We start from the raw sequence: 20094 nt of genomic DNA, 5'->3' as shown, positions 1-20094 counted from the left end.
TGCATGGCTGGAGTAATGCAGGTTGATCTAGGAGATCTTGAGGTACCAATAGGGACGAATGTACAAATTGAGTTTATTTCGCCCCCAGGACGTTACATGGTAAAGGTCCTTGGCAATATTCCAAAAAATTCTTTAATTGTGTCTTGCCCAAGATTAAATGGCAAAAATATATTGGTGAGAGAGAGCCAAGTGGTTAATGTTCGCTTGATGCTTAGTACTCATGTTTGTGCTTTTTCAAGCAAGATTGCTAAAAGCTATATGGAGCCCGCCGCTCATCTCCATATAGCTTACCCAGATTACGTGGAAACATCGGAAGTTAGACAGGCGGCACGTGTTGAAACACGTCTAATATCGAACATAGAGTCAAACGCATCAGCAACCTCAATTAGTAATTCAGCATCGGCTATCATTATTGATCTTAGTCTTGGAGGAGCAAAATTAATTTCCAAAGAGGACTTTGGCTCAGTTAATCAAACGATGCGCTTAGCCTGTAATATTAAAATTGGGCCTTATAATCATATTCTTAAGGTGGATTGTGAAATCAGATCTCAAGAGATTCAAATGCTTGAACAAGTTCAGGCAACCTTGGTGGATAATGATTTTTTGAGTCGTATGGGCGTAGAATATTTCTATGTTTATGGCGTGCGTTTTGTTGATGTTGAGAAGGAGGTGGGGATTCCACTAATGGCCTTTATTCTCGAAACAATACGAAATAAAGCAAAATAAAGTCTCGCGCTATGTGTCTCTATTTTTGCTAATAAAAAACGCCAGCTTAATCTGGCGTTTTTTATTTTGAATATTCGAATATTAAAGAGCTTGAAGCGCTTTGATGCGGACCTCAATAGGTGGGTGACTTGAAAACAACTCGCCCATTGTTGGTGTTTTTCCGCGGCGAATGCCGAAAGCAAGCATGGAGTCTGGCATGCGGCTTTCTTCATGTTCTTGCTGTAGTCTGGCAAGAGCAGCAATCATGGCGCCTTTGCCGGCTAATCTAGCACCAGCTTCGTCCGCTCTAAATTCACGAAAACGAGAGAACCACATTACGATCATGGATGCCAAAATGCCAAAAACAATTTCAAATACGAATGTTGCTATATAATAGCCCCAGCCAACAGAGCCCTCGTTGTCGTCTTTACGAAGGAATTGATCGACTGCATAGGCAGCGATACGAGCAAAAAACATAACAAAAGTGTTTACTACGCCTTGAATAAGAGACAGGGTAATCATATCGCCATTTGCCACGTGGCCAATTTCATGGCCAAGAACGGCTTTGATTTCATCAGGGGCAAATCGATCTAGCATGCCGCTTGAAACAGCAACCAGTGCATCATTTTTGTTCCAGCCTGTTGCGAAGGCGTTAGCTTCATGTGCTGGAAAAACTGCCACCTCTGGCATTTTAATTCCTGCTTTTTGAGAAAGCTCTTTGACAGTATCAAGTAACCATACTTCTTTGTGATTACGTGGCTGTTCAATAACAACCGCGCCCGATCCACGTTTCGCCATCCATTTTGAAAGAAGAAGTGAAATTAAGCTGCCAGTAAAACCAAATACACCACAAAAAATGAGCAGTGATGTGAAGTCTAGACCGTTGCTGGTCATGTAACCGTTAACGCCTAAAAGGCTTAAGACAATACCCGCTACCACCATGACAGCTAGGTTTGTCAGTAAAAACAGAATAATACGCATCACTATGCTCCTCAAAAGACTGTTAGGGAGCATAGTAGGGCTTTATTGGATTATTTCAAGAGAGGATTAGCGCTTTCTTAATCGGCTAAGAAATGCGGCAAATCTTTCCATGGCGGGTGCTAGCTCCTCAACATGAGGGAGAAAAACAAAGCGAACATGATCTGGTGTTGGCCAGTTGAAGCCTGTTCCTTGAACGATAAGCACCTTCTCTTCTCGTAGGAACTGTAAAACAAGGTCCATATCATTTTTGATTTTGTACATTTTAGGGTCGAGTCTAGGGAATAAGTACAGTGCGCCTTCAGGTTTATGGCAATGTACACCTGGGATTGAGTCTAGAGCCTCCCAAGCCACCTTACGCTGCTCATAGAAACGGCCACCAGGGACAATAAGCTCATTTATGCTCTGGTAGCCGCCTAAGGCAGTTTGTACGGCGTGTTGAGCAGGTACGTTGGCGCACAGTCGCATTGAGCTAAGAATGTCTAAGCCTTCTATATAGTCGCTTATACTGCTTCGATCGCCCGTAATTACCATCCACCCTGACCGGAAACCTGCTGTTCGATATACTTTTGATAATCCACCAAACGTTATGCAGGGAACTCGACTTTCTGTCAGCGTAGCGGTCGGAATGTGCTGAGCCTCATCATATAGGATTTTATCGTATATCTCGTCAGAGAATATCAGTAGGTTGTGCTCTTCTGCGAGACCTATGATACCTTCAAGAATGCCTTTTTCATAAACCGCACCCGTTGGGTTGTTTGGGTTAATAATGACAATGGCTTTTGTTTTGTTTGAAATCTTAGAGCGAATATCGTTGATATCAGGTTGCCAGCCAGAGCCTTCATCGCACAAATAGTGCTTTACGTAACCGCCGGCCAATGTAGCGGCTGCCGTCCAAAGAGGGTAGTCTGGAGCGGGTATGAGTATTTCGTCACCATCGTTTAATAGACCTTGCATAGCCATGACAATAAGTTCACTAACGCCATTCCCCATCCATACGTGGTTTATATCGGCAGATTTGATCCCCATGGCTTGATATTTTTGCATGACGGCTTTGCGGGCAGAAAAAAGACCCTTGGATTCGCAGTAGCCTTGGGCTGTTGGCAAGTTACGAATTACATCAACAAGAATTTCATCGGGCGCTTCAAATCCAAATGGGGCAGGGTTACCTATATTTAATTTAAGTATGCGCTGACCTTCTTCCTCCATGCGAACGGCTTCTTTTAGAACGGGGCCACGGATTTCATAACATATGTTGGCGAGTTTGTTTGATTTGCGAATTTGCACCACTTTATCCTTACTGAAGCTGGGCGGAGTAAAGTGCTAACTTTACTCCTTACTTCAGCGCATTCAAGGTACAGAATGAATTTATAAGCAATAAAACTATTTAGATAAAACCAGTGGTCTGTTGATGTAAAGTGCTAGCGTATAACGGAGGGAATAGCGGAGGGAATAAAAAGAGTCAAACTGCACTGGTACTTATTAAAGTTTGACCCTTTTTTATTGACTAAATCTTATTTGAGTAGGGCGATGATGTTTGGATCGCTCAATAAGCGATTGACTGTTTGGCTAGCAAGCGCATTCATGTCGTCTTCTATGGCCTTTTGATAAGGCATGGTGCCATACTCATTCACCTTTTGTGATCCATAGTTGGCTTTATAGGTTTGGCCTTTGGCAGCAAGTGTTGTTTTTAGTTCAAACTCTAAAGTGGCCACTGTTTTTAATGTTTCTACTTTAGTTGTGTAGCTCATCTTAGTTATTTCAATTTGCAGATCTGCTGCAGGCATTACGCCTTGATCTGGAGTGAAGCCCATTTTGCGTAAGCCTTCTAGTACACTTTCCTTAACGCTTTGTTTTACATCGTTAGTTGTGAAAATGTCTGCTCGTTCATTAAGTCCTGTTTTAATAGAGCCAACGGCGTTGGTTAGATTTGTGCTGGTGGTTACGTTGATGACTCTCTCATTAGAGAGGGTTGCGGCTTTAACATCTTCTTGTGGAGTGATGCTTATATAGTGCGTTGTGGAGCAGCCTGCTAATAAAAGCGTCGATAGGGACAGGGATAAAAATAGTTGTTTCTTTAGCATAATAGCTCCGATCAGATTGATTTCTAAAGCGACTTTTTTCTAAGTTGCTTAAATTAATGAAAAAAACTGTTGATTTTAAGATTGGTAACAGTAATATACGCACCCGCTCACACAGCAAGATTAAAACGTTGTCCCGTTCGTCTAGAGGCCTAGGACACCGCCCTTTCACGGCGGTAACAGGGGTTCGAACCCCCTACGGGACGCCATCCTTTCATACGGTTGGCTGTATAGTCTACATAAAATCTGTGATGAATGAGATTTTTTTGCGGGAATAGCTCAGTGGTAGAGCACAACCTTGCCAAGGTTGGGGTCGCGAGTTCGAGCCTCGTTTCCCGCTCCACTTTCTTTAAGTAGAAAGTTTGTAGTTAGTTGTAGCTCTATAAAAGCTAGATTGTGTCCCGTTCGTCTAGAGGTCTAGGACACCGCCCTTTCACGGCGGTAACAGGGGTTCGAACCCCCTACGGGACGCCACTTTTAAGTTTATCGTGCGCATTGGCACGATAAACAAGACAGCCCACTGCTTTATGCGAATAAAGAGTAGGGGTGTTAGCAATGCGGGAATAGCTCAGTGGTAGAGCACAACCTTGCCAAGGTTGGGGTCGCGAGTTCGAGCCTCGTTTCCCGCTCCACTTTCTTTAAGTAGAAAGTGAGTAGTTAGTTATAGCTCTATAAAAGCTAGATTGTGTCCCGTTCGTCTAGAGGCCTAGGACACCGCCCTTTCACGGCGGTAACAGGGGTTCGAACCCCCTACGGGACGCCACTTTTTAATTAAATGAAAAGTGCATTAATAGTGTTGTTAGTATCGTAAAAAGTTTATGTCCCGTTCGTCTAGAGGCCTAGGACACCGCCCTTTCACGGCGGTAACAGGGGTTCGAACCCCCTACGGGACGCCACTTTTACCTTTTGTATTATAGAAGGTGAAAATTGCTAAGTAGTGTATAGCAATGCAAATGCGGGAATAGCTCAGTGGTAGAGCACAACCTTGCCAAGGTTGGGGTCGCGAGTTCGAGCCTCGTTTCCCGCTCCACTTTCTTTGATTGAGAAAGTTTTTATATGTCCCATTCGTCTAGAGGCCTAGGACACCGCCCTTTCACGGCGGTAACAGGGGTTCGAACCCCCTATGGGACGCCATCTTTATTTTTCGCTATCATAGCTAACCTTAACTTTTGAGTTTTTAGCCATGACTTGGTTCGTCAATTACAGATTAGACCATTCGGTTTCCGTTGCTGATCGTAGTTTGGCTTATGGCGATGGTGTGTTCGAAACTATTCGTGTTTTTCCTCGGCATTTCTTGCAAATAAATGACCACCTTTCTCGTCTTTATCGTGGGCTATCTAAGCTTGCTATGCCTTTCTCTCTAGAACAAAAATCTTCTCTGTATAATTTTTTACACTCCAATGTTTTACCATTGATCGATGAAGAATCTGTCGTGAAAATTATTGTTAGTCGAGGCGAGGGGGGAAGAGGCTATTTAGCTCCTGAGAACTGCATTCACTCCGTTATTATCGGTATCCTGCCTGCACCCAATTACCAACTTCATCGAGAAAAAGGCGTTTCGCTTTCTATTTCCCCTGTTCCAGTCAGTTCCAACCGCTTTCTTGCAGGAATGAAACATTTAAATAGGCTTGAGAATGTCATTGCTAAGCAGTTTTTGTCGTCGGCTGATTTTGAAGCAATCATGATGAATGGTGATGGCGAGTTGGTTGAGTGTATTCAGAGCAATTTATTTTGGTATAAGCAAGGCGTTCTTTATACTCCTTCGCTAGAGCTGTCTGGTGTGCAGGGCACTTACCGAAAAGCCATCATACAAAATCAATATGACTATACGGTTCAAGTTGGTCATTTTTTACTGAGCGACCTAATGTCTGCAGATGAAGTGTTTATTACGAATAGTCTAATGGGTATAGTGCCTGTCACTGGTATTTCAGGAGTATCTTTTCCTATTGGGGTTCATACTCGAAAATTACAGATTTTAATGCAAGCTAAGGATGTGCATGGCGCTCATTAAGTGGTTTTATCGGGTTGTTTTTTTATCCATTACTCTGTCAGCTCTACTAGCTGGCTATCTTTATGTCTCTCTGACAGCTCCTGCTGAGGTAACAAACCAAGTAGAATTTGAAGTTAAAGCGGGTGATACTGCTTATAGTTTGGGCTACGAACTTACTGAAAAGAGCTTGATTGCGAATCCTTACTTAACTCGTGTGGTTGCTAGGTTGCATCCAGAGTGGGTGCCTAAAGTCGGAAAATATGCCATCAAACCTGAAATGAACTTATTGGATATTATGGCGCTATTTGACTCTGGGCAGTCTATTTTTTATTCCATCACCTTACTGGAAGGAAAGACAACGCGAGATTTTTTGTTAGCTATGCAAGCTCGTGGCAATATTACTATGACCTTGCTTGATGCAAAAAATGAAGAGATAGTTAAACAAACTGGGATCGACGCCTCGCATCCTGAAGGCCAGTTTTTTGCAAATACTTATCGTTACCATGAAGGCGACACAGACGTGAGTATTTTAAAGCATGCGCATGAATTGATGACGCAAACATTAGACGATTTATGGCAAAAGAAAGCGAAGAACTTACCCTATAAGTCGCCTTATGAAGCCTTGATTATGGCTTCTATCATTGAAAAAGAAACCGGTGTTGCTTATGAGCGTCCATTGATCGCTCGAGTTTTCATTAGTCGATTAGAAAAAGGTATGCGCCTGCAAACAGATCCGACCGTTATCTATGGGCTTGGTGATCTGTTTAATGGCAATTTAACACGCAAGGGCTTGCAAGACTCATCACCTTATAATACCTATCGCTTTTATGGGTTACCGCCGACGCCAATCGCCAATGTTGGCCGTGAAGCCATTGAAGCGGCATTAAACCCAGAGCCAACTAAAGCTCTGTATTTTGTTGCTAAGGGTGATGGCACTCATGCTTTTTCGAATACTCTGAAAGAACATAACCGAGCAGTACGAAAGTATCAGTTTAAACGTCGAGAAGATTATCGCTCCACACCAGCGAAAACGAAATAGAGGAAGGTTTGTATGAAGGGTAAATTTATTTCGCTTGAGGGTGGTGAAGGCAGCGGTAAAACGACGGCAATTCACTTCATCCGTCAGTGGCTAGATGACCACAATATTCCCTACATTATGACTCGTGAGCCAGGTGGAACGCCACTTGCCGAAGAAATTCGTCAGCTTATTTTATCGCCACGAGATGAAAGGGTAAATGATGTCACTGAGTTGTTGCTAGTGTTTGCAGCTAGAGCTCAGCATTTAGCAGAGAAAATACAACCCGCTTTAGATAAAGGCACTTGGGTCATCAGTGATCGTTTCCTGGATTCTAGCTATGTTTATCAAGGCAAAGCACGAGGCGGAGATATCGCCATGCTTGATCAATTAGCGACCTGGGTGGTAGGCGAGAGTAAGCCAGATGCTACATTACTCTTAGATGTACCTGTTGAGTTAGGTCAAGAACGTGTTGTTCTGCGTCAACACCAAGACCGCTTAGATAAGGAATCATTAGCGTTTCATCAAAAAGTGCGTGATGGTTTTCTTGAGCGTGCTAAAGCGGACCCAAAAAGAGTTAAAGTCGTGGATGCTAGTCAGTCTTTAGAGTCTGTAAAAAAACAGATTGAAGATCAGTTGGTGCAATTAAATTTAGCCTGGGCTGGTGACTGTTAGATGACAAATATTGCTGATTGGCTACTGCCTTGTTTGCGTCAAGTGCAGGTATTGAAACAAACCAATAGTCTTTCTCACGCTTTATTGATTACTGGCGCAGATGGTGTAGGGCAAGAAGAGCTTGCCCATGAAATGGTGAAAGATTTAATGTGCGAAAAAGATCAGGCTGCTGCATGCGGGACCTGTCATTCTTGTCAGTTGATGAATGCTGATACGCACCCTGATTATCGTATATTGGATGGCGAAGCCTCCACGATTAAAGTCGATCAGGTACGTTTATTGGTTCGCCAAATAAGCCAGAAGCCTCAAGTTGGCCAGAATAAAGTTGTCTTAATAACTCATGCCCAAGCAATGAACGTAAATGCGGCCAATGCGGTACTGAAAGCCTTAGAAGAGCCAGCTGATCGTACTTTTTTTGTGTTGACGAGTTCCCAGTCTACAAGCCTATTACCAACTATTCGCAGTCGCTGCTTACTGGTGAACGTGCCCACACCGAATATGGTAGACGTGAGGGCTTGGTTAGGGAGGCAACCAGATGGCGAAATCTTAAGTTCGTTATTTTGGTTAACGACTCAACCGTTTCGCTTGTTATCGATCCAACAGCAAAATAAGACTCAATTATATGCTGCCTTGCCAGATAAATTGACGAGCATGCTCCGAGGAGTAACCCCAGTTAGTGGTGTGCTGAAAGGGGTAGATAGTCACAATATTGAAGATTACTGTAATGGCTTGGCGGCAATTCTACACCAATGCATTTGCCACTCCACTGGGGCGCCTATAGATGAAGTTTTACAGCCAATCTATGACACCCTTATTACTCGCCTTGGGATTCAAACTCTTATGCAGCGTTACCAATCGTTGCAAAAAATGAAGTCAGACCTTCAAAAGACAAATTTAAACCCCATTATGCAACTCACACACGAATTGAATCAGTGGTAAATCTACTATGCTAATTGATACCCATTGCCATCTTGATATGCTTGATCTGGCTCCACATAACAATGATATAAACTCAGTCATCGATGCTGCATATAGCAAGGGCGTTAGACAGCTTCTTACTATTTCTGTTGATCTTAATAAGATGGATACAGTATTAGGTTTTACCAAGCGCGCTGGTATTTACGCGAGCTGTGGTGTTCACCCGTTACAGAGCGAAGGCTTAATTAAAGATGACGTGCTTTTGTGCAAATACGCAGCAGACCCTAAGGTGATCGCAATCGGTGAAACTGGTTTAGATTACTTTTATGAAGCATCAGAGGAAGCTCATGATGCCCAGAAGATTAGCTTTATGCATCACCTTAAGGCTGCCGGTGATCTGAAGCTTCCGGTTATTGTACATACAAGAAGCGCCAAAAAAGAGACTTTAGCGCTAATTAAACAATATGGTAACCCGAATAGTGCGGGCGTATTGCATTGTTTTACTGAAGATTATGAAATGGCAAAAGCGGCGTTAGATGAAAATTATCTTATTTCTATTTCTGGCATTGTGACCTTTAAAACCGCACAAGACTTAAAAGAAACGGTTCGAAAATTGCCTTTAGAGTCTCTAATTGTTGAAACAGATTCGCCTTATTTGGCGCCTGTTCCCTATCGCGGCAAAAAAAACGAACCTCAGTATGTTTCCGAAGTGGCTCAATATGTGGCCGATTTGAAAGGTATTCGTTATGAAGCCTTACTGGAAGCAACAGCGGCAAATTTCCATCGAGTTTTTACACGCGCAAATCCGCAACATCAGCTTCAGTTGTCCAACCTTTAAAAAGGTGTAGCGTAATTGATTAACAAAAAGTTGGGAACTGATGTTTACTTGCCAATAAAGCAAGATTTCTCTGTCTACATATAGTCGCAATGAAATCAGAGTGTTAGTCTCAACGTATTGTATTTATTTAAAATATTTGAAAGAAGAGTCTTCTTCTTTCGCAAGCCTGCTTTCTCAATGGCTTGTTGACATAAGGAAATCGATTGATGTCCAACATGGTTACTTCTCTACCGTATCAAGCTCTTTCAGCCAAAGTTCCTGCGGATCACCTGACTTTCAAAACATTAAAGGATATAGAGCCTCTTAGCGGTATTCTGGGGCAAGAGCGTGCGGTTGAAGCCATTCAGTTTGGTGTGGCAATGCAGCGTCCGGGGTACAATATTTTTGCCATGGGAGATTCTGGAACAGGTCGCTCTTCGTATGTATTAAATTACTTAAAGAGTGAGGCAAAACGCCGTCCGGCTCCTAATGAATGGGCTTATATCAATAACTTTACCGAAAGTCATCGTCCGAAAGCATTAGAGTTTTCTCCTGGCCAAGCGTCTGAATTTGAAAAAGAAATTCGAACATTAATTGATGGTCTAATGCTTACCTTTCCTGCGGCTTTTGAGAACCCAACGTATCAGCAACAAAAAAGCATCATTGACCGGGCTTTTAATGATCAATATGAAGCGGCGATTAATAAAGTAGAGCGAGTGTCCGGAAAGATTGGTGTTGCCATGTTTCGTGATGCATCCTCTGTTAGCTTTGCGCCAATGAAAGACGGTAAGGCTCTAGAAGAGAATGAATTTGCTGCATTAACTGATGATGAACGCGATGCATTTCAGGAAGGTGTTTCGACACTTGAAGGATTACTTAATGAAGAGTTATTGGGATTGCCGCAGTGGAAACGTGCAACCTATGAACAAATTCGTCAATTAAACTTGGATACTGTCAAAGAAGCTTTGGATCCATTAATGTCAGGTTTGTTTGAAAAATACCAAGACGATGCTGATATTACTGCGCACTTAAACGCGTTAAGAGATGACTTGGATAAAACCATCATAGACCAAATGGCAGATGATAAGGCCTCTGAAAACCGCGATGAGATTGGTCGTCGTCAGTTTTATGAAGAATTGTATCTACCAAATATCGCTATTACACATGAAACCAATGGTGGGCAGCCTGTTGTATATGAACCGCATCCTACTTATCGTAATTTATTTGGTCAGGTAGAGCACAGTAGTGATCAAGGTATGTTGGTTACTAGTTATCGTTTGATTCGTTCTGGTAGTTTACATGCAGCGAATGGCGGTTATTTAATTTTAGACGCAGAAAAACTGCTTACAGATCATTATTTGTGGGAAGCTCTTAAACGTGCATTAAAGAGTAAAACCATAAAAATTGAACACCCTTATGCTGACATGGGGTTAATGAATACTACGACATTGTCTCCACAGGATTTGCCCTTGCAAGTGAAGGTTGTGTTGATCGGTGCTCGTGATATTTATTACTTGCTTCAAGATGCTGACCCTGATTTTCAGGAAATGTTTCGTGTCTTAGTTGACTTTGACGATACCCTAAAGCGTTCTAAGGATTCTGAGTTGTCCTTTGCTCGTCTAATGAAGGATCGAGTAGATAAAGAAGAGTATGCCAATGTTACTCGTGACGGCGTTGCTGCCTTGATCGAATACAGCAGCCGTTTAGCAGAGCATCAACGTGAAATGGCTGCAAAAATTGGTGATGTGTTTGAGTTATTAGGTGAAGCAGATTTTGTACGCCAAATGGCAAAAGACGATGAAATTGCTGCTGATCATATTACGCGTGCTTTGAAAGCCAAAAAACATCGTACAGGTCGTGTTAGTGAAAAGATCATTGAAGAAATTATCGAAGGTACAGTGCTGTTAGAAAGTGATGGCTTCGCGGTTGGTAAAATCAACGGTTTAACGGTCATGCAAATTGGTGATAGCAGCTTTGGTGCGCCTGCGCGTATTTCTACTACGGTTTATCCGGGCGGCAAGGGGATTATCGATATCGAAAGAGAATCAAACCTAGGTCAAAATATTCACTCTAAAGGTGTGTTGATCTTGTCTGGTTATCTTGGCAATAAATATGCTCAGCGCTTCCCGTTAGATATTTCAGCTTCAATCGCGATGGAGCAGAGTTACGGTTATATCGATGGTGATAGTGCCTCTACGGCGGAATTGTGCTGTTTGTTATCGGCCTTGATTCAAGCTCCTTTACGCCAAGATCTTGCTATAACTGGCTCTTTAAATCAGTACGGTGAAATTCAGGCCATTGGCGGTGTGAATGAAAAAATTGAAGGCTTCTTCAATGTGTGTAATGCGCGTGGGTTAACGGGTACTCAAGGTGTGATTATTCCAAAATCCAACGCTGTAAATTTGATGCTAAGTGATGAAATCATTGACGCCGTTAAATTAGGAATGTTTCATGTTTATGCTATTTCAACGGCAGATGAAGCGCTGCATTTATTGACAGGCCTTGAACCGGGGATTGCTGATGAAGAGGGTGAATACCCAGCAGGCACGGTATCTGCTCGAGTGATCGAAAGGCTGGAAGAAATATCTAAGCTTGGTGAAGAAGAGGAAGGCGAAGAAGATGATTCTGAAGAATCCGATGACACCTCAAATACAGAAAAAGACAAAAGACCTGAGAAAGCTAAAGGATCAGAAAAAGTGAAAAAATAATGGCGAAGCTAATGCTTGCCGTGAGTTCTTTTGATGATTTGAATCTTACATTGAGAATTCACTAGAGAGAAGATCGTGTAATAGAGGTCGTCAGCTTTCACATAAACATAGCTGGCGACCTCTTTTCTTTTGCTCGGCAGGTGCCTTTTCAAAACCAACGAATTTTTAAACGTTTTACCACTCATATACTTTTCTGCGGCTTTGTCGGCTGCAAGTTTTGCGTCATAGTCGCTACATTCTGCTAACGTAAAACCACTCATGAATAGACTGAGCATAATAAGCGATTTAGGGCGAAGCTTAAAAATATTGAACTCCCTGATAATTCAAATGACTAATTTAATAGGTGGATAGCAAGGTTGGTAAGATACACGTCAATCATACCCAGTGTCATTAGAGGATATGAATTAATAAAGGTAAAGTTGTGTTAGCGGTTACAATTTATAGTAGGTGTTTTTTTCACGAGCATGCTACTTTAAACGTATTGTTTTGCATGATTAACAAAGCCTAGAGTTAATAGCTTTTGGGAATAAAAGGTATATTTATGAAAAAAGGTCTCCTTTCTGCTGCAGTTCTTTCGATAACCTGCTCTTCTACTGTGTTTGCACATGGTTCATGTGATACAGAGTTACATGGTTATATGCAAAATATCAAAGATGAGATGCGCGCTATGTCATCCGATGTTAAATCTGGAGACAATCAATCTGCAGTGAAGCATGTAGATTCTCTAATTAGTTATTTTGAAAAATCACGCAGCGAAACGCCTCATAAATTTATCCATGACGATCTAAAGGGGGCAGAATTAAAGTCTCAAAATGCTGAATACCAAAAAGTTGTTGATGGAACGATTGTGGTGCTTAAAGACCTAGAACGCGCATTACAGTCTGGTGACTCTTCTAAAGTCAGAGAATTGTTTGGAGCAATGGGTGAGCAAAGAAAGTTAGGTCACAGTTCTTTTAAAGATTGCTAATACTGTTGGATGACCTAGGGTTAATTCACTGTTACAATTGCGAGCGATAAAGAGAGGATATTATGGCTCGTGTTAAAAAATCGCGCAGTATGCGTGGCAAACTTGGAAAAACTGGTTCAAAAGAGATGATGAAAGAGCAAAACAAAGCTCGTAAATCTTCATCAACTCGCCGTTTTGTTACGAAGAAATCCAAGGAGCGCAAAGAACAAGCGCACAAAAAACTAGAACGACTAGGTTTGCTTCCAGAAAAAGAAGCTGAATCTGCCCCTGTGCGTCCTCGTCGTTTTGTTTTCGTTAAACCTGTGAGTGAGAAAGCAGATGAAGCGGAAGTAATGGAAGAATCCGATAACATTGATACAGATAATGAAGATATGTCATTAGATGAATTGTTGTCTGCCTTTACTGAGCAAAAATAAGCGAGCAAAAGTAAAAGCAGAAAAATAATTAAATCAATGTAAAATAAAAAAAGGCTGCATCTGCAGCCTTTTTTTATGCTAAAAAACGTCGTGAAATAACAATATTAACTAAAGTCATTTGTTAACTAAGGTGATGTGTGTGAAAGCTTCTGTTCCGATGTCGAGTGTTCGCTATCTTTTAAAAGCAGTTGAGGGTCAAGGGTTAGATCGTCAATCAGTGTTAGATAGTTTGGAATTAACGCAAGATGAATTAGAGCAAAGTGATTCATTCCCTGCTTATCGCTACGGTATGCTTTATCAGAAAATCATGTGGCTCATGCAAGATGAATCTTTTGGAATGCTAAGTGGTGGTAAGGTACCAAACGGCACTTTTAGAATGATGTGTCTTTGCATCATTCATGCACGTAGTCTGGCTCATGCTTTGTATCGTTGTAGTGATTTTTATGAGATTTGCCGTGGCCCAACCGTTAAACCAGTATTGATCAAAAAAGGTCGCTTCGCGATGGTGACTTTTGCTTCCCTTGCGTCATCTGAAGAAAATATCACTGAACTCGTTGCCCCAGAGTCAAAAGAGCAGTTAAGAACAACCCTTTCAATGTGGCATCATTTTATTTGTTGGTTAATCGGCCGCCGATTAAACTTGAAAGCGGCTTACTTCACCAGTGGACGCCCAGACGATGTTGAATACTATAAGACTCTTTTCCAGTCAGAAGTAAAATTCAATCAGCATGCTAATGCTTTAGTGTTTCCTGCCAGTTACCTTGATATGCCTATTGTGCAAACAGAAGACAGCTTAAGAGGCTTTTTAAAAACGGCACCTTATCAATTGTTAGTAATGGTTGAAAATGACAATAGCTTGAAGTCGCAAGTTATGGCTATGCTAGGTAAGGACTTTTCACGAGAAATGCCAAGTGCTGATGAAGTAGCGAGTGCACTTAATATGAGTGTATCCACATTACGTCGGCGCTTAAATGACGAAAAAACCTCCTACCAAAACATTAAAGATGATTGTCGTAAAGAAGCAGCAATTACCTATATGAATGCTCCGCAATTAAGCATTAACGATATTGCCGCCTTAATGGGGTTTGATGAACCTAGTGCCTTTTTCCGCTCTTTTAAAAAATGGACGGGAATGACACCGGGTGAATATCGAAAAAGTGATGAATACTTAAAGTTTGGCAAAGCAATGAAAGGCCTTTAAATTATAGCTTTAGCGGTTATTTTTGTGGGTTTTGAATGTATTTGTCAGAAATATAGGCTTGAATTGTTATTGAGAGATTTGCATTATTTTTCCATTCTATAGGTATAAATCCGCTCGGATAAACTAACCGGAGAATAAAAAATGAGCGAATACCTGTACCCAATCAACGATATTTTATTCAGCTTACGTTCTGTTGCTAAAACGGAACGTCTTACACCTTTTTTAGAAGATGCTGTCGATAACGATTTATTAGAGGCCATTCTTAGTGAAGCTGGTAAACTCGCAGAACAAGTGATTGCGCCCATTAATGGCAGTGGCGATAAAGAAGGCTCTCGCGTTGAGAATGGAGAGGTTATTGAAGCGAAAGGCTTTAAAAATGCTTTTAAGGCGTATTCAGAAGGAGGCTGGATCGGCTTATCTGGTGATCCAGAATACGGTGGTCAAGGGCTTCCTTCTTATGTTGCAACGGCTGTGAACGAAGGCGTTCAAGCGGCCAATTTGGCTTTTTCTTTATGCCCTTTGTTAAGCCTAGGGGCGATCGAGGCGATTAGCTTGCACGCTAGCGAAGAGCTAAAGAATTTATACCTTCCTAAAATGTTGGCTGGCGAATGGGCTGGCACAATGAATCTTACCGAACCAGCCGCTGGTTCGGACCTTGCGGCTATTGCTTGTAAAGCAACACCTGATGGAGATGTATTTCGCATTAAAGGGCAAAAAATATTCATCACTTGGGGCGACCATCAAATGAGTGACAATATCATCCATTTGGTATTGGCTCGTTTGCCAAATGCACCTGAAGGTGTAAAAGGTATTTCTTTATTTATTGTGCCAAAATTTATTCTAGACGAAGACAGTGAGCCTGCTCATCGTAATGATCTTCATGTGGTTTCTGTTGAGCATAAAATGGGGATCCACGCTTCACCAACCTGCGTAATGAGCTTTGGTGATAAAGAAGGAGCGGTTGGCTATCTTGTAGGTCGAGAAAACGAAGGCATAAAAGCTATGTTCACTATGATGAACAATGCAAGACAAGGTGTTGGCTTACAAGGGTTGGCCGTATCAGAACGAGCCTACCAACAAGCGCTAGCTTATGCGCAAGAACGCAAGCAGGGTATGAATGCCGAGCGAACAGGTCGAGCTGCGATTATTGAGCACCCAGATGTTCTTCGTATGTTGATGACGATGAAGTCGCAGATTGATGCAATGCGTTCTCTGATCTATGTGGCAGCGGTGGAAAATGACTTATCACACCTTGCCTCAGGGGATGATCAAAAGCAGGCCATCGCTCGAACCGCACTCTATACACCTATTGTGAAAGGCTGGATTACTGAGCAAGCTCAAGAAATAACGTCCTTAGCGATTCAAGTACATGGCGGTATGGGCTTTATTGAAGAAACAGGGGTTGCTCAGCATGCACGGGATGCACGAATTCTGCCTATTTATGAAGGCACGAATGGCATACAGGCAATTGATTTGATCGGTCGTAAACTGCACTCAGATAAAGGTGTGGCGATGATGTCGTTATTAACAGACATTGAGGCTGAAATAGCTCAATGGCATTCATCGTCTGTTAGTATTTATGCTGACAAAGTAAAGGAAATACTAGCTCAGGCGGAAACCGCGACGCAAACCTGTTTGACTGCTATGGAAAAGAATCCTGTCTTAGGTACAGGCTTAGCGTATTCTTATATGATGCTAATGGGATATTTAATTGGCGCATGGTTACAAGTTAGAGCATTACACGCAGCACAGGGTGATGAAATACTGGATGAATCACAAAAGAACTCTTGGGAGCATTCTGTTGCATTTTACTGTGATCATGTTTTGCCTCGTGCTTTAGGTCATGTCCATTCAATAATGTTTGGATTAGAAACTGTTGACAAACTAAACAAAAATGTTTTCAATCGTTGATAGCATTTCATGACTATAGGAAAAGCCCTAAACAAGAATAATGGGAGGCAACAATGTCAGATAGAGAAGTAATGGAATTTGATGTTTTAATCGTTGGCGGTGGCCCTGCTGGGTTGTCTGCTGCCTGCCGTATTATGCAAAAAGCGCAAGCTGAAGAAAAAGAAATTAGTGTTTGTTTAGTTGAAAAAGGTTCAGAAATTGGAGCGCACATATTATCCGGTGCAATAGTTGAATCATCCGCTTTAACTGAGCTTTTCCCAGAATGGCAAGAAATGGGCGCGCCATTAAACACTAAAGTAAACGTCGACGAACTTCATTGGCTAGGTTCTGAGACCGCGTCTAAAACCTTTAGTAATTGGATGGTTCCAAAAACGCTTCATAATGATGGCAATTATATTATTAGCTTAGGCAACCTGTGTCGTTGGCTCGCTGAGCAAGCAGAATCTTTAGGGGTAGAAGTCTTTCCTGGTTTTTCTGCAGCACATATTGCTTACGATGATAATGGCAGTGTAGAAGGTGTTATCACAGGAGATATGGGATTAGCGGCTGATGGCTCTGAAAAAGATGGTTTTATGCCGGGTATGTTGTTGAAGGCCAAATACACTATTTTCTCTGAAGGTTGCCGAGGCCATTTGGGTAAAGAGCTTCTTGCTCATTTCGAGCTAGATAAAGGCAAAGCCCCTCAACATTACGGACTTGGTATTAAAGAATTATGGGATGTTCCCGAATCTCAAAGTAAGCCTGGAACAGTTATTCATACAGCTGGCTGGCCGTTAGGTAACGAAGCGGGCGGTGGCGGCTTTTTGTACCATTTAGAAAACAATCAAGTAGTGGTTGGTCTAATTGTTGATTTGAACTATAAAAACCCTTATCTAAGCCCTTATGAAGAGTTCCAAAAATACAAGCACCATCCTGTTATTTCTGAGCATTTAAAAGACGCGAAACGGGTTTCTTACGGCGCTAGAGCAATTGCCAAAGGTGGGTGGGCTTCATTACCTAAAATGAGTTTCCCTGGTGGAGTAGTGATTGGATGTGACGCCGGTACACTAAATCCAGCAAAGATCAAAGGTACTCATACGGCGATGAAGAGCGGTATGTTAGCGGCAGAAAGCATCTATGATGCTTTGCAATCAGAAGCGTCTACCGCTGATTTGGTTCAATTTAATGATACTGTGCGCAATTCTTGGTTAGGTAAGGAGTTACAACAAGCGCGTAATTTTGTTCCAGTAATGCACAAATTAGGCACTTTCTGGGGTGGTGCTTATAACTGGCTAGATCAGAATATCTTCTCGGGTGGTTTGCCATTTACGTTTAATGATATGACGCCTGACTATGCGAGTATGGAGCTGGCAGATAAGCATGTCGCCCCAGAATATAAAAAACCGGATGGGTTGTTAAGTTTCGATAAGCTTTCCTCAGTGTTCTTATCGAATACGAACCACGAAGAAAATCAGCCATGTCATTTAAAGTTAAAAGATGCGGCGATTCCGATTCAAAGTAATTTATCTAAATACAGTGAGCCTGCTCAACGTTATTGTCCAGCTGGCGTATATGAGATTGTGGAGTCCAATAATGAGTCTGTTTTTCAGATAAACTCACAAAACTGCATCCATTGTAAAACCTGTGACATTAAAGACCCCGCGCAAAATATTACATGGGTAACACCTGAGGGTTCTGGTGGGCCCAATTACCCAAATATGTAGTCCCTCTGAGTGCTAGAGCAAGCGGTTTACTTATATGTGCTCCGTTTGTTCTCATTCACCACTAGATTTCACTTTTCGACTGATCAATAATAGTACCCTACAAAAAAAGGGGAATTTTATGCGCTTGTGGGTCGATGCTGACGCCTGTCCAAATGTTATCAAAACCATTTTGTTTCGTGCTGCGGAACGTGTTGAAATCCCCTGTATTTTAGTGGCTAACCAAGCCATATCTATTCCGCCATCAAAATGGATCGAACGCCGTGTTGTGAGTTCTGGATTTGATGTCGCTGATAATTATATTGTTGATAATATCGATATCCAAGACTTAGTCGTCACCGCTGATATTCCTTTGGCTTCTGATGTCATTGAAAAGGGTGCTTTGGCAATTAACCCGCGAGGCGAACTTTATACAAAAGAAAATATAAAACAGCGTTTGGGTATGCGAGACTTCATGGAGCAGATGCGTTCCTCTGGAATTCAAACGGGTGGCCCAGCAGTGTTTAGCCAACAAGATAGAATGGCTTTTGCAAATACACTTGATAAGTTATTAGCTCAAAGAATCAAATAAAGCTTTTCTGCTGAGGAATCTGGAAAGTGCTTTTAGTGAGTGTTTTCCAGATTATTCAATGTTTATAGGTGATTTTATATGAAAAAAATCGTGGTAGTTGGTGGTGGCGCAGGTGGTTTGGAGTTGGTGACCAAGCTAGGACATAGCTTTGGTAAAAAGCGCCAAGCAGAGATTGTGCTTATTGATAAAAGCCAAACTCATATTTGGAAGCCTCTGTTACATGAAGTGGCCACTGGCTCATTAGATATTAATAACGATGGTGTCAACTACCGGGCGCACGCTGCGAAGCATCACTATCAATTTCAATTAGGAACCTTGATGGGCGTTGATCCAGAGTCTCGTACACTGACTCTGGATTCTCTTTCTGATGATATGGGTCACATCGTTTTACCAGAACGTACGATTTCTTATGATATTTTGGTTATGGCAGTAGGCAGTGTCAGTAATGATTTTGGTACGCCTGGGGTACTAGAGCATTGTTATTTTCTAGATTCTCATAAGCAAGCTGAGCGTTTTCAACAAGCGCTTTTGAACCAGTTTTTACGTATTCATCAAGAAGGAATGGATGCGAAATTGAAGCTGGCGATAGTAGGTGGTGGGGCAACGGGTGTAGAGCTGTCGGCAGAGCTGTTTCATGTTGCCGATATGCTAAAAGCGTATGGCATGCCTGAAATGTCAGGTAAACGAGTCAATATTCAACTCATTGAAGCGGGCCCACGAATTTTGGCTGCTTTACCAGATAGAATTGCCTCTTTAGCAACCAAAGAATTAATCCGCTTAGGTGTCACCGTTAGCCAAAGTACTCGGGTCGTTCGAGCTTATGATGGTGGGTTTCAAACAGCGGATGAAAAAAATATTGAGGCCGATCTCATGATCTGGGCTGCGGGTGTTAAAGCGCCAGATTTTGTGGCGGACATTGCTGGGCTGGAAACAACTAGAAACAATCAAATTTTAGTTAAAGGCACTTTGCAAACTTCAGAATTTGAAAATATTTATGTGATCGGTGATTGCTGCGCATGCAAACAAGCCGATGGCTCTTTCGTTCCACCAAGAGCGCAATCAGCTCATCAAATGGCGTCATTAGTTTTTGATAACATCAAAGCATCATTTTTGAGTGAGCCATTAAAGGAATACACTTACAAAGATTATGGCTCCTTGGTGAATTTAAGCCGTTACAGCACTGTTGGTAATCTGATGGGGAATCTAATGGGAGGCTCAATGTTTATCGAAGGGCGCCTAGCGCGATTCGTTTATGTTTCTCTATACCGGCTTCATCTCATCGCGATACATGGCTGGTTTAAAGCGACAGTGATTATGGCTGCGCAAAAGATTGGTAAAGTCGTTAAGCCAAAATTGAAATTACATTAATTATTAGCCGCTACGATAATTTAGAAACCGAGTACATTATGTACTCGGTTTTTTTTGCTTCATTTTTTATTTT

17 protein-coding genes and 8 tRNA genes are annotated in these 20094 nt (G+C 42.0%); 22 read left to right on the top strand and 3 right to left on the bottom strand.

What is annotated here, in order from left to right; translation table 11 throughout:
- Positions 1-3 precede the first annotated feature (3 nt).
- Positions 4-726, top strand: a complete 723-nt coding sequence (locus tag DFP80_RS04905; RefSeq protein WP_113915697.1) for a flagellar brake protein — start codon at positions 4-6, stop codon at positions 724-726.
- A gap of 81 nt (positions 727-807) precedes the next feature.
- Here the strand turns inward: DFP80_RS04905 and htpX are convergent, their stop codons facing one another.
- The 3 genes from htpX to DFP80_RS04890 form a co-directional block, all read right to left on the bottom strand.
- Positions 808-1689, bottom strand: coding sequence for a protease HtpX (gene htpX, locus DFP80_RS04900; protein WP_113915696.1), 882 nt, complete (start codon positions 1687-1689; stop codon positions 808-810).
- Between the two features lie 63 nt (positions 1690-1752).
- Positions 1753-2970: a pyridoxal phosphate-dependent aminotransferase gene (locus DFP80_RS04895; RefSeq protein ID WP_113915695.1), complete on the bottom strand. Its 1218-nt coding sequence runs from the start codon at positions 2968-2970 to the stop codon at positions 1753-1755.
- A gap of 227 nt (positions 2971-3197) precedes the next feature.
- On the bottom strand, positions 3198-3767 hold the full coding sequence (locus tag DFP80_RS04890; protein WP_113915694.1) for a YajG family lipoprotein: 570 nt from the start codon (positions 3765-3767) through the stop codon (positions 3198-3200).
- 130 nt (positions 3768-3897) lie between these two features.
- Between DFP80_RS04890 and DFP80_RS04885 the strand changes: the two genes are divergently transcribed.
- From DFP80_RS04885 to DFP80_RS04780, 21 genes are all read left to right on the top strand, one after another.
- Positions 3898-3973 (top strand) — tRNA-Glu (locus DFP80_RS04885).
- Between the two features lie 59 nt (positions 3974-4032).
- Positions 4033-4107 (top strand) — tRNA-Gly (locus DFP80_RS04880).
- Between the two features lie 55 nt (positions 4108-4162).
- Positions 4163-4238, top strand: a tRNA-Glu gene (locus DFP80_RS04875).
- Between the two features lie 83 nt (positions 4239-4321).
- Positions 4322-4396 (top strand) — tRNA-Gly (locus tag DFP80_RS04870).
- A 55-nt stretch (positions 4397-4451) separates the two neighbouring features.
- Positions 4452-4527 (top strand) — tRNA-Glu (locus tag DFP80_RS04865).
- A 57-nt stretch (positions 4528-4584) separates the two neighbouring features.
- Positions 4585-4660, top strand: a tRNA-Glu gene (locus tag DFP80_RS04860).
- A gap of 59 nt (positions 4661-4719) precedes the next feature.
- A tRNA-Gly gene (locus DFP80_RS04855) sits at positions 4720-4794 on the top strand.
- A gap of 28 nt (positions 4795-4822) precedes the next feature.
- Positions 4823-4898: transfer RNA gene (locus DFP80_RS04850), tRNA-Glu, on the top strand.
- Positions 4899-4947: 49 nt separating this feature from the next.
- A complete protein-coding gene (gene pabC / locus DFP80_RS04845) occupies positions 4948-5775 on the top strand; it encodes an aminodeoxychorismate lyase (RefSeq protein ID WP_113915693.1) in 828 nt (275 codons plus the stop codon).
- Positions 5762-6793: an endolytic transglycosylase MltG gene (mltG, locus tag DFP80_RS04840; protein ID WP_113915692.1), complete on the top strand. Its 1032-nt coding sequence runs from the start codon at positions 5762-5764 to the stop codon at positions 6791-6793. Before pabC ends, mltG begins: the two co-directional genes overlap by 14 nt.
- Before the next feature lie 12 nt (positions 6794-6805).
- Positions 6806-7444, top strand: a complete 639-nt coding sequence (gene tmk, locus DFP80_RS04835; RefSeq protein ID WP_113915691.1) for a dTMP kinase — start codon at positions 6806-6808, stop codon at positions 7442-7444.
- Positions 7445-8383 (top strand): DNA polymerase III subunit delta', encoded by a 939-nt coding sequence (holB, locus tag DFP80_RS04830; RefSeq protein ID WP_113915690.1) that lies wholly within the window; start codon positions 7445-7447, stop codon positions 8381-8383. It begins immediately after the preceding gene.
- Between the two features lie 7 nt (positions 8384-8390).
- The gene (locus tag DFP80_RS04825; RefSeq protein WP_113915689.1) at positions 8391-9200 is read left to right on the top strand and encodes a TatD family hydrolase; all 810 of its coding nucleotides are present in this window, start codon (positions 8391-8393) and stop codon (positions 9198-9200) included.
- Between the two features lie 206 nt (positions 9201-9406).
- Positions 9407-11887, top strand: coding sequence for a Lon protease family protein (locus tag DFP80_RS04820; RefSeq protein ID WP_113915688.1), 2481 nt, complete (start codon positions 9407-9409; stop codon positions 11885-11887).
- A gap of 541 nt (positions 11888-12428) precedes the next feature.
- Positions 12429-12854, top strand: a complete 426-nt coding sequence (locus tag DFP80_RS04810) for a cytochrome b562 (protein ID WP_113915686.1) — start codon at positions 12429-12431, stop codon at positions 12852-12854.
- A gap of 62 nt (positions 12855-12916) precedes the next feature.
- A complete protein-coding gene (locus tag DFP80_RS04805; protein WP_113915685.1) occupies positions 12917-13270 on the top strand; it encodes a hypothetical protein in 354 nt (117 codons plus the stop codon).
- 139 nt (positions 13271-13409) lie between these two features.
- A complete protein-coding gene (locus DFP80_RS04800; protein WP_113915684.1) occupies positions 13410-14471 on the top strand; it encodes an AraC family transcriptional regulator in 1062 nt (353 codons plus the stop codon).
- Between the two features lie 141 nt (positions 14472-14612).
- A complete protein-coding gene (locus DFP80_RS04795) occupies positions 14613-16382 on the top strand; it encodes an acyl-CoA dehydrogenase family protein (RefSeq protein ID WP_113915683.1) in 1770 nt (589 codons plus the stop codon).
- A gap of 53 nt (positions 16383-16435) precedes the next feature.
- The gene (locus DFP80_RS04790; protein WP_113915682.1) at positions 16436-18085 is read left to right on the top strand and encodes an electron transfer flavoprotein-ubiquinone oxidoreductase; all 1650 of its coding nucleotides are present in this window, start codon (positions 16436-16438) and stop codon (positions 18083-18085) included.
- Positions 18086-18203: 118 nt separating this feature from the next.
- Positions 18204-18653 carry a YaiI/YqxD family protein gene (locus tag DFP80_RS04785; protein ID WP_113915681.1) on the top strand — a complete coding sequence of 150 codons (450 nt, stop codon included), beginning with the start codon at positions 18204-18206 and terminating at the stop codon, positions 18651-18653.
- A gap of 78 nt (positions 18654-18731) precedes the next feature.
- The gene (locus tag DFP80_RS04780; RefSeq protein WP_113915680.1) at positions 18732-20021 is read left to right on the top strand and encodes an NAD(P)/FAD-dependent oxidoreductase; all 1290 of its coding nucleotides are present in this window, start codon (positions 18732-18734) and stop codon (positions 20019-20021) included.
- Positions 20022-20094 lie beyond the last annotated feature (73 nt).

This window comes from Marinomonas rhizomae, assembly GCF_003315485.1.
In the GTDB taxonomy this organism is placed as follows: Bacteria; Pseudomonadota; Gammaproteobacteria; order Pseudomonadales; family Marinomonadaceae; genus Marinomonas; species Marinomonas rhizomae.
Note: the sequence above shows the minus strand (reverse complement) of the source record. Positions and strands in the feature narration are given on the sequence as shown.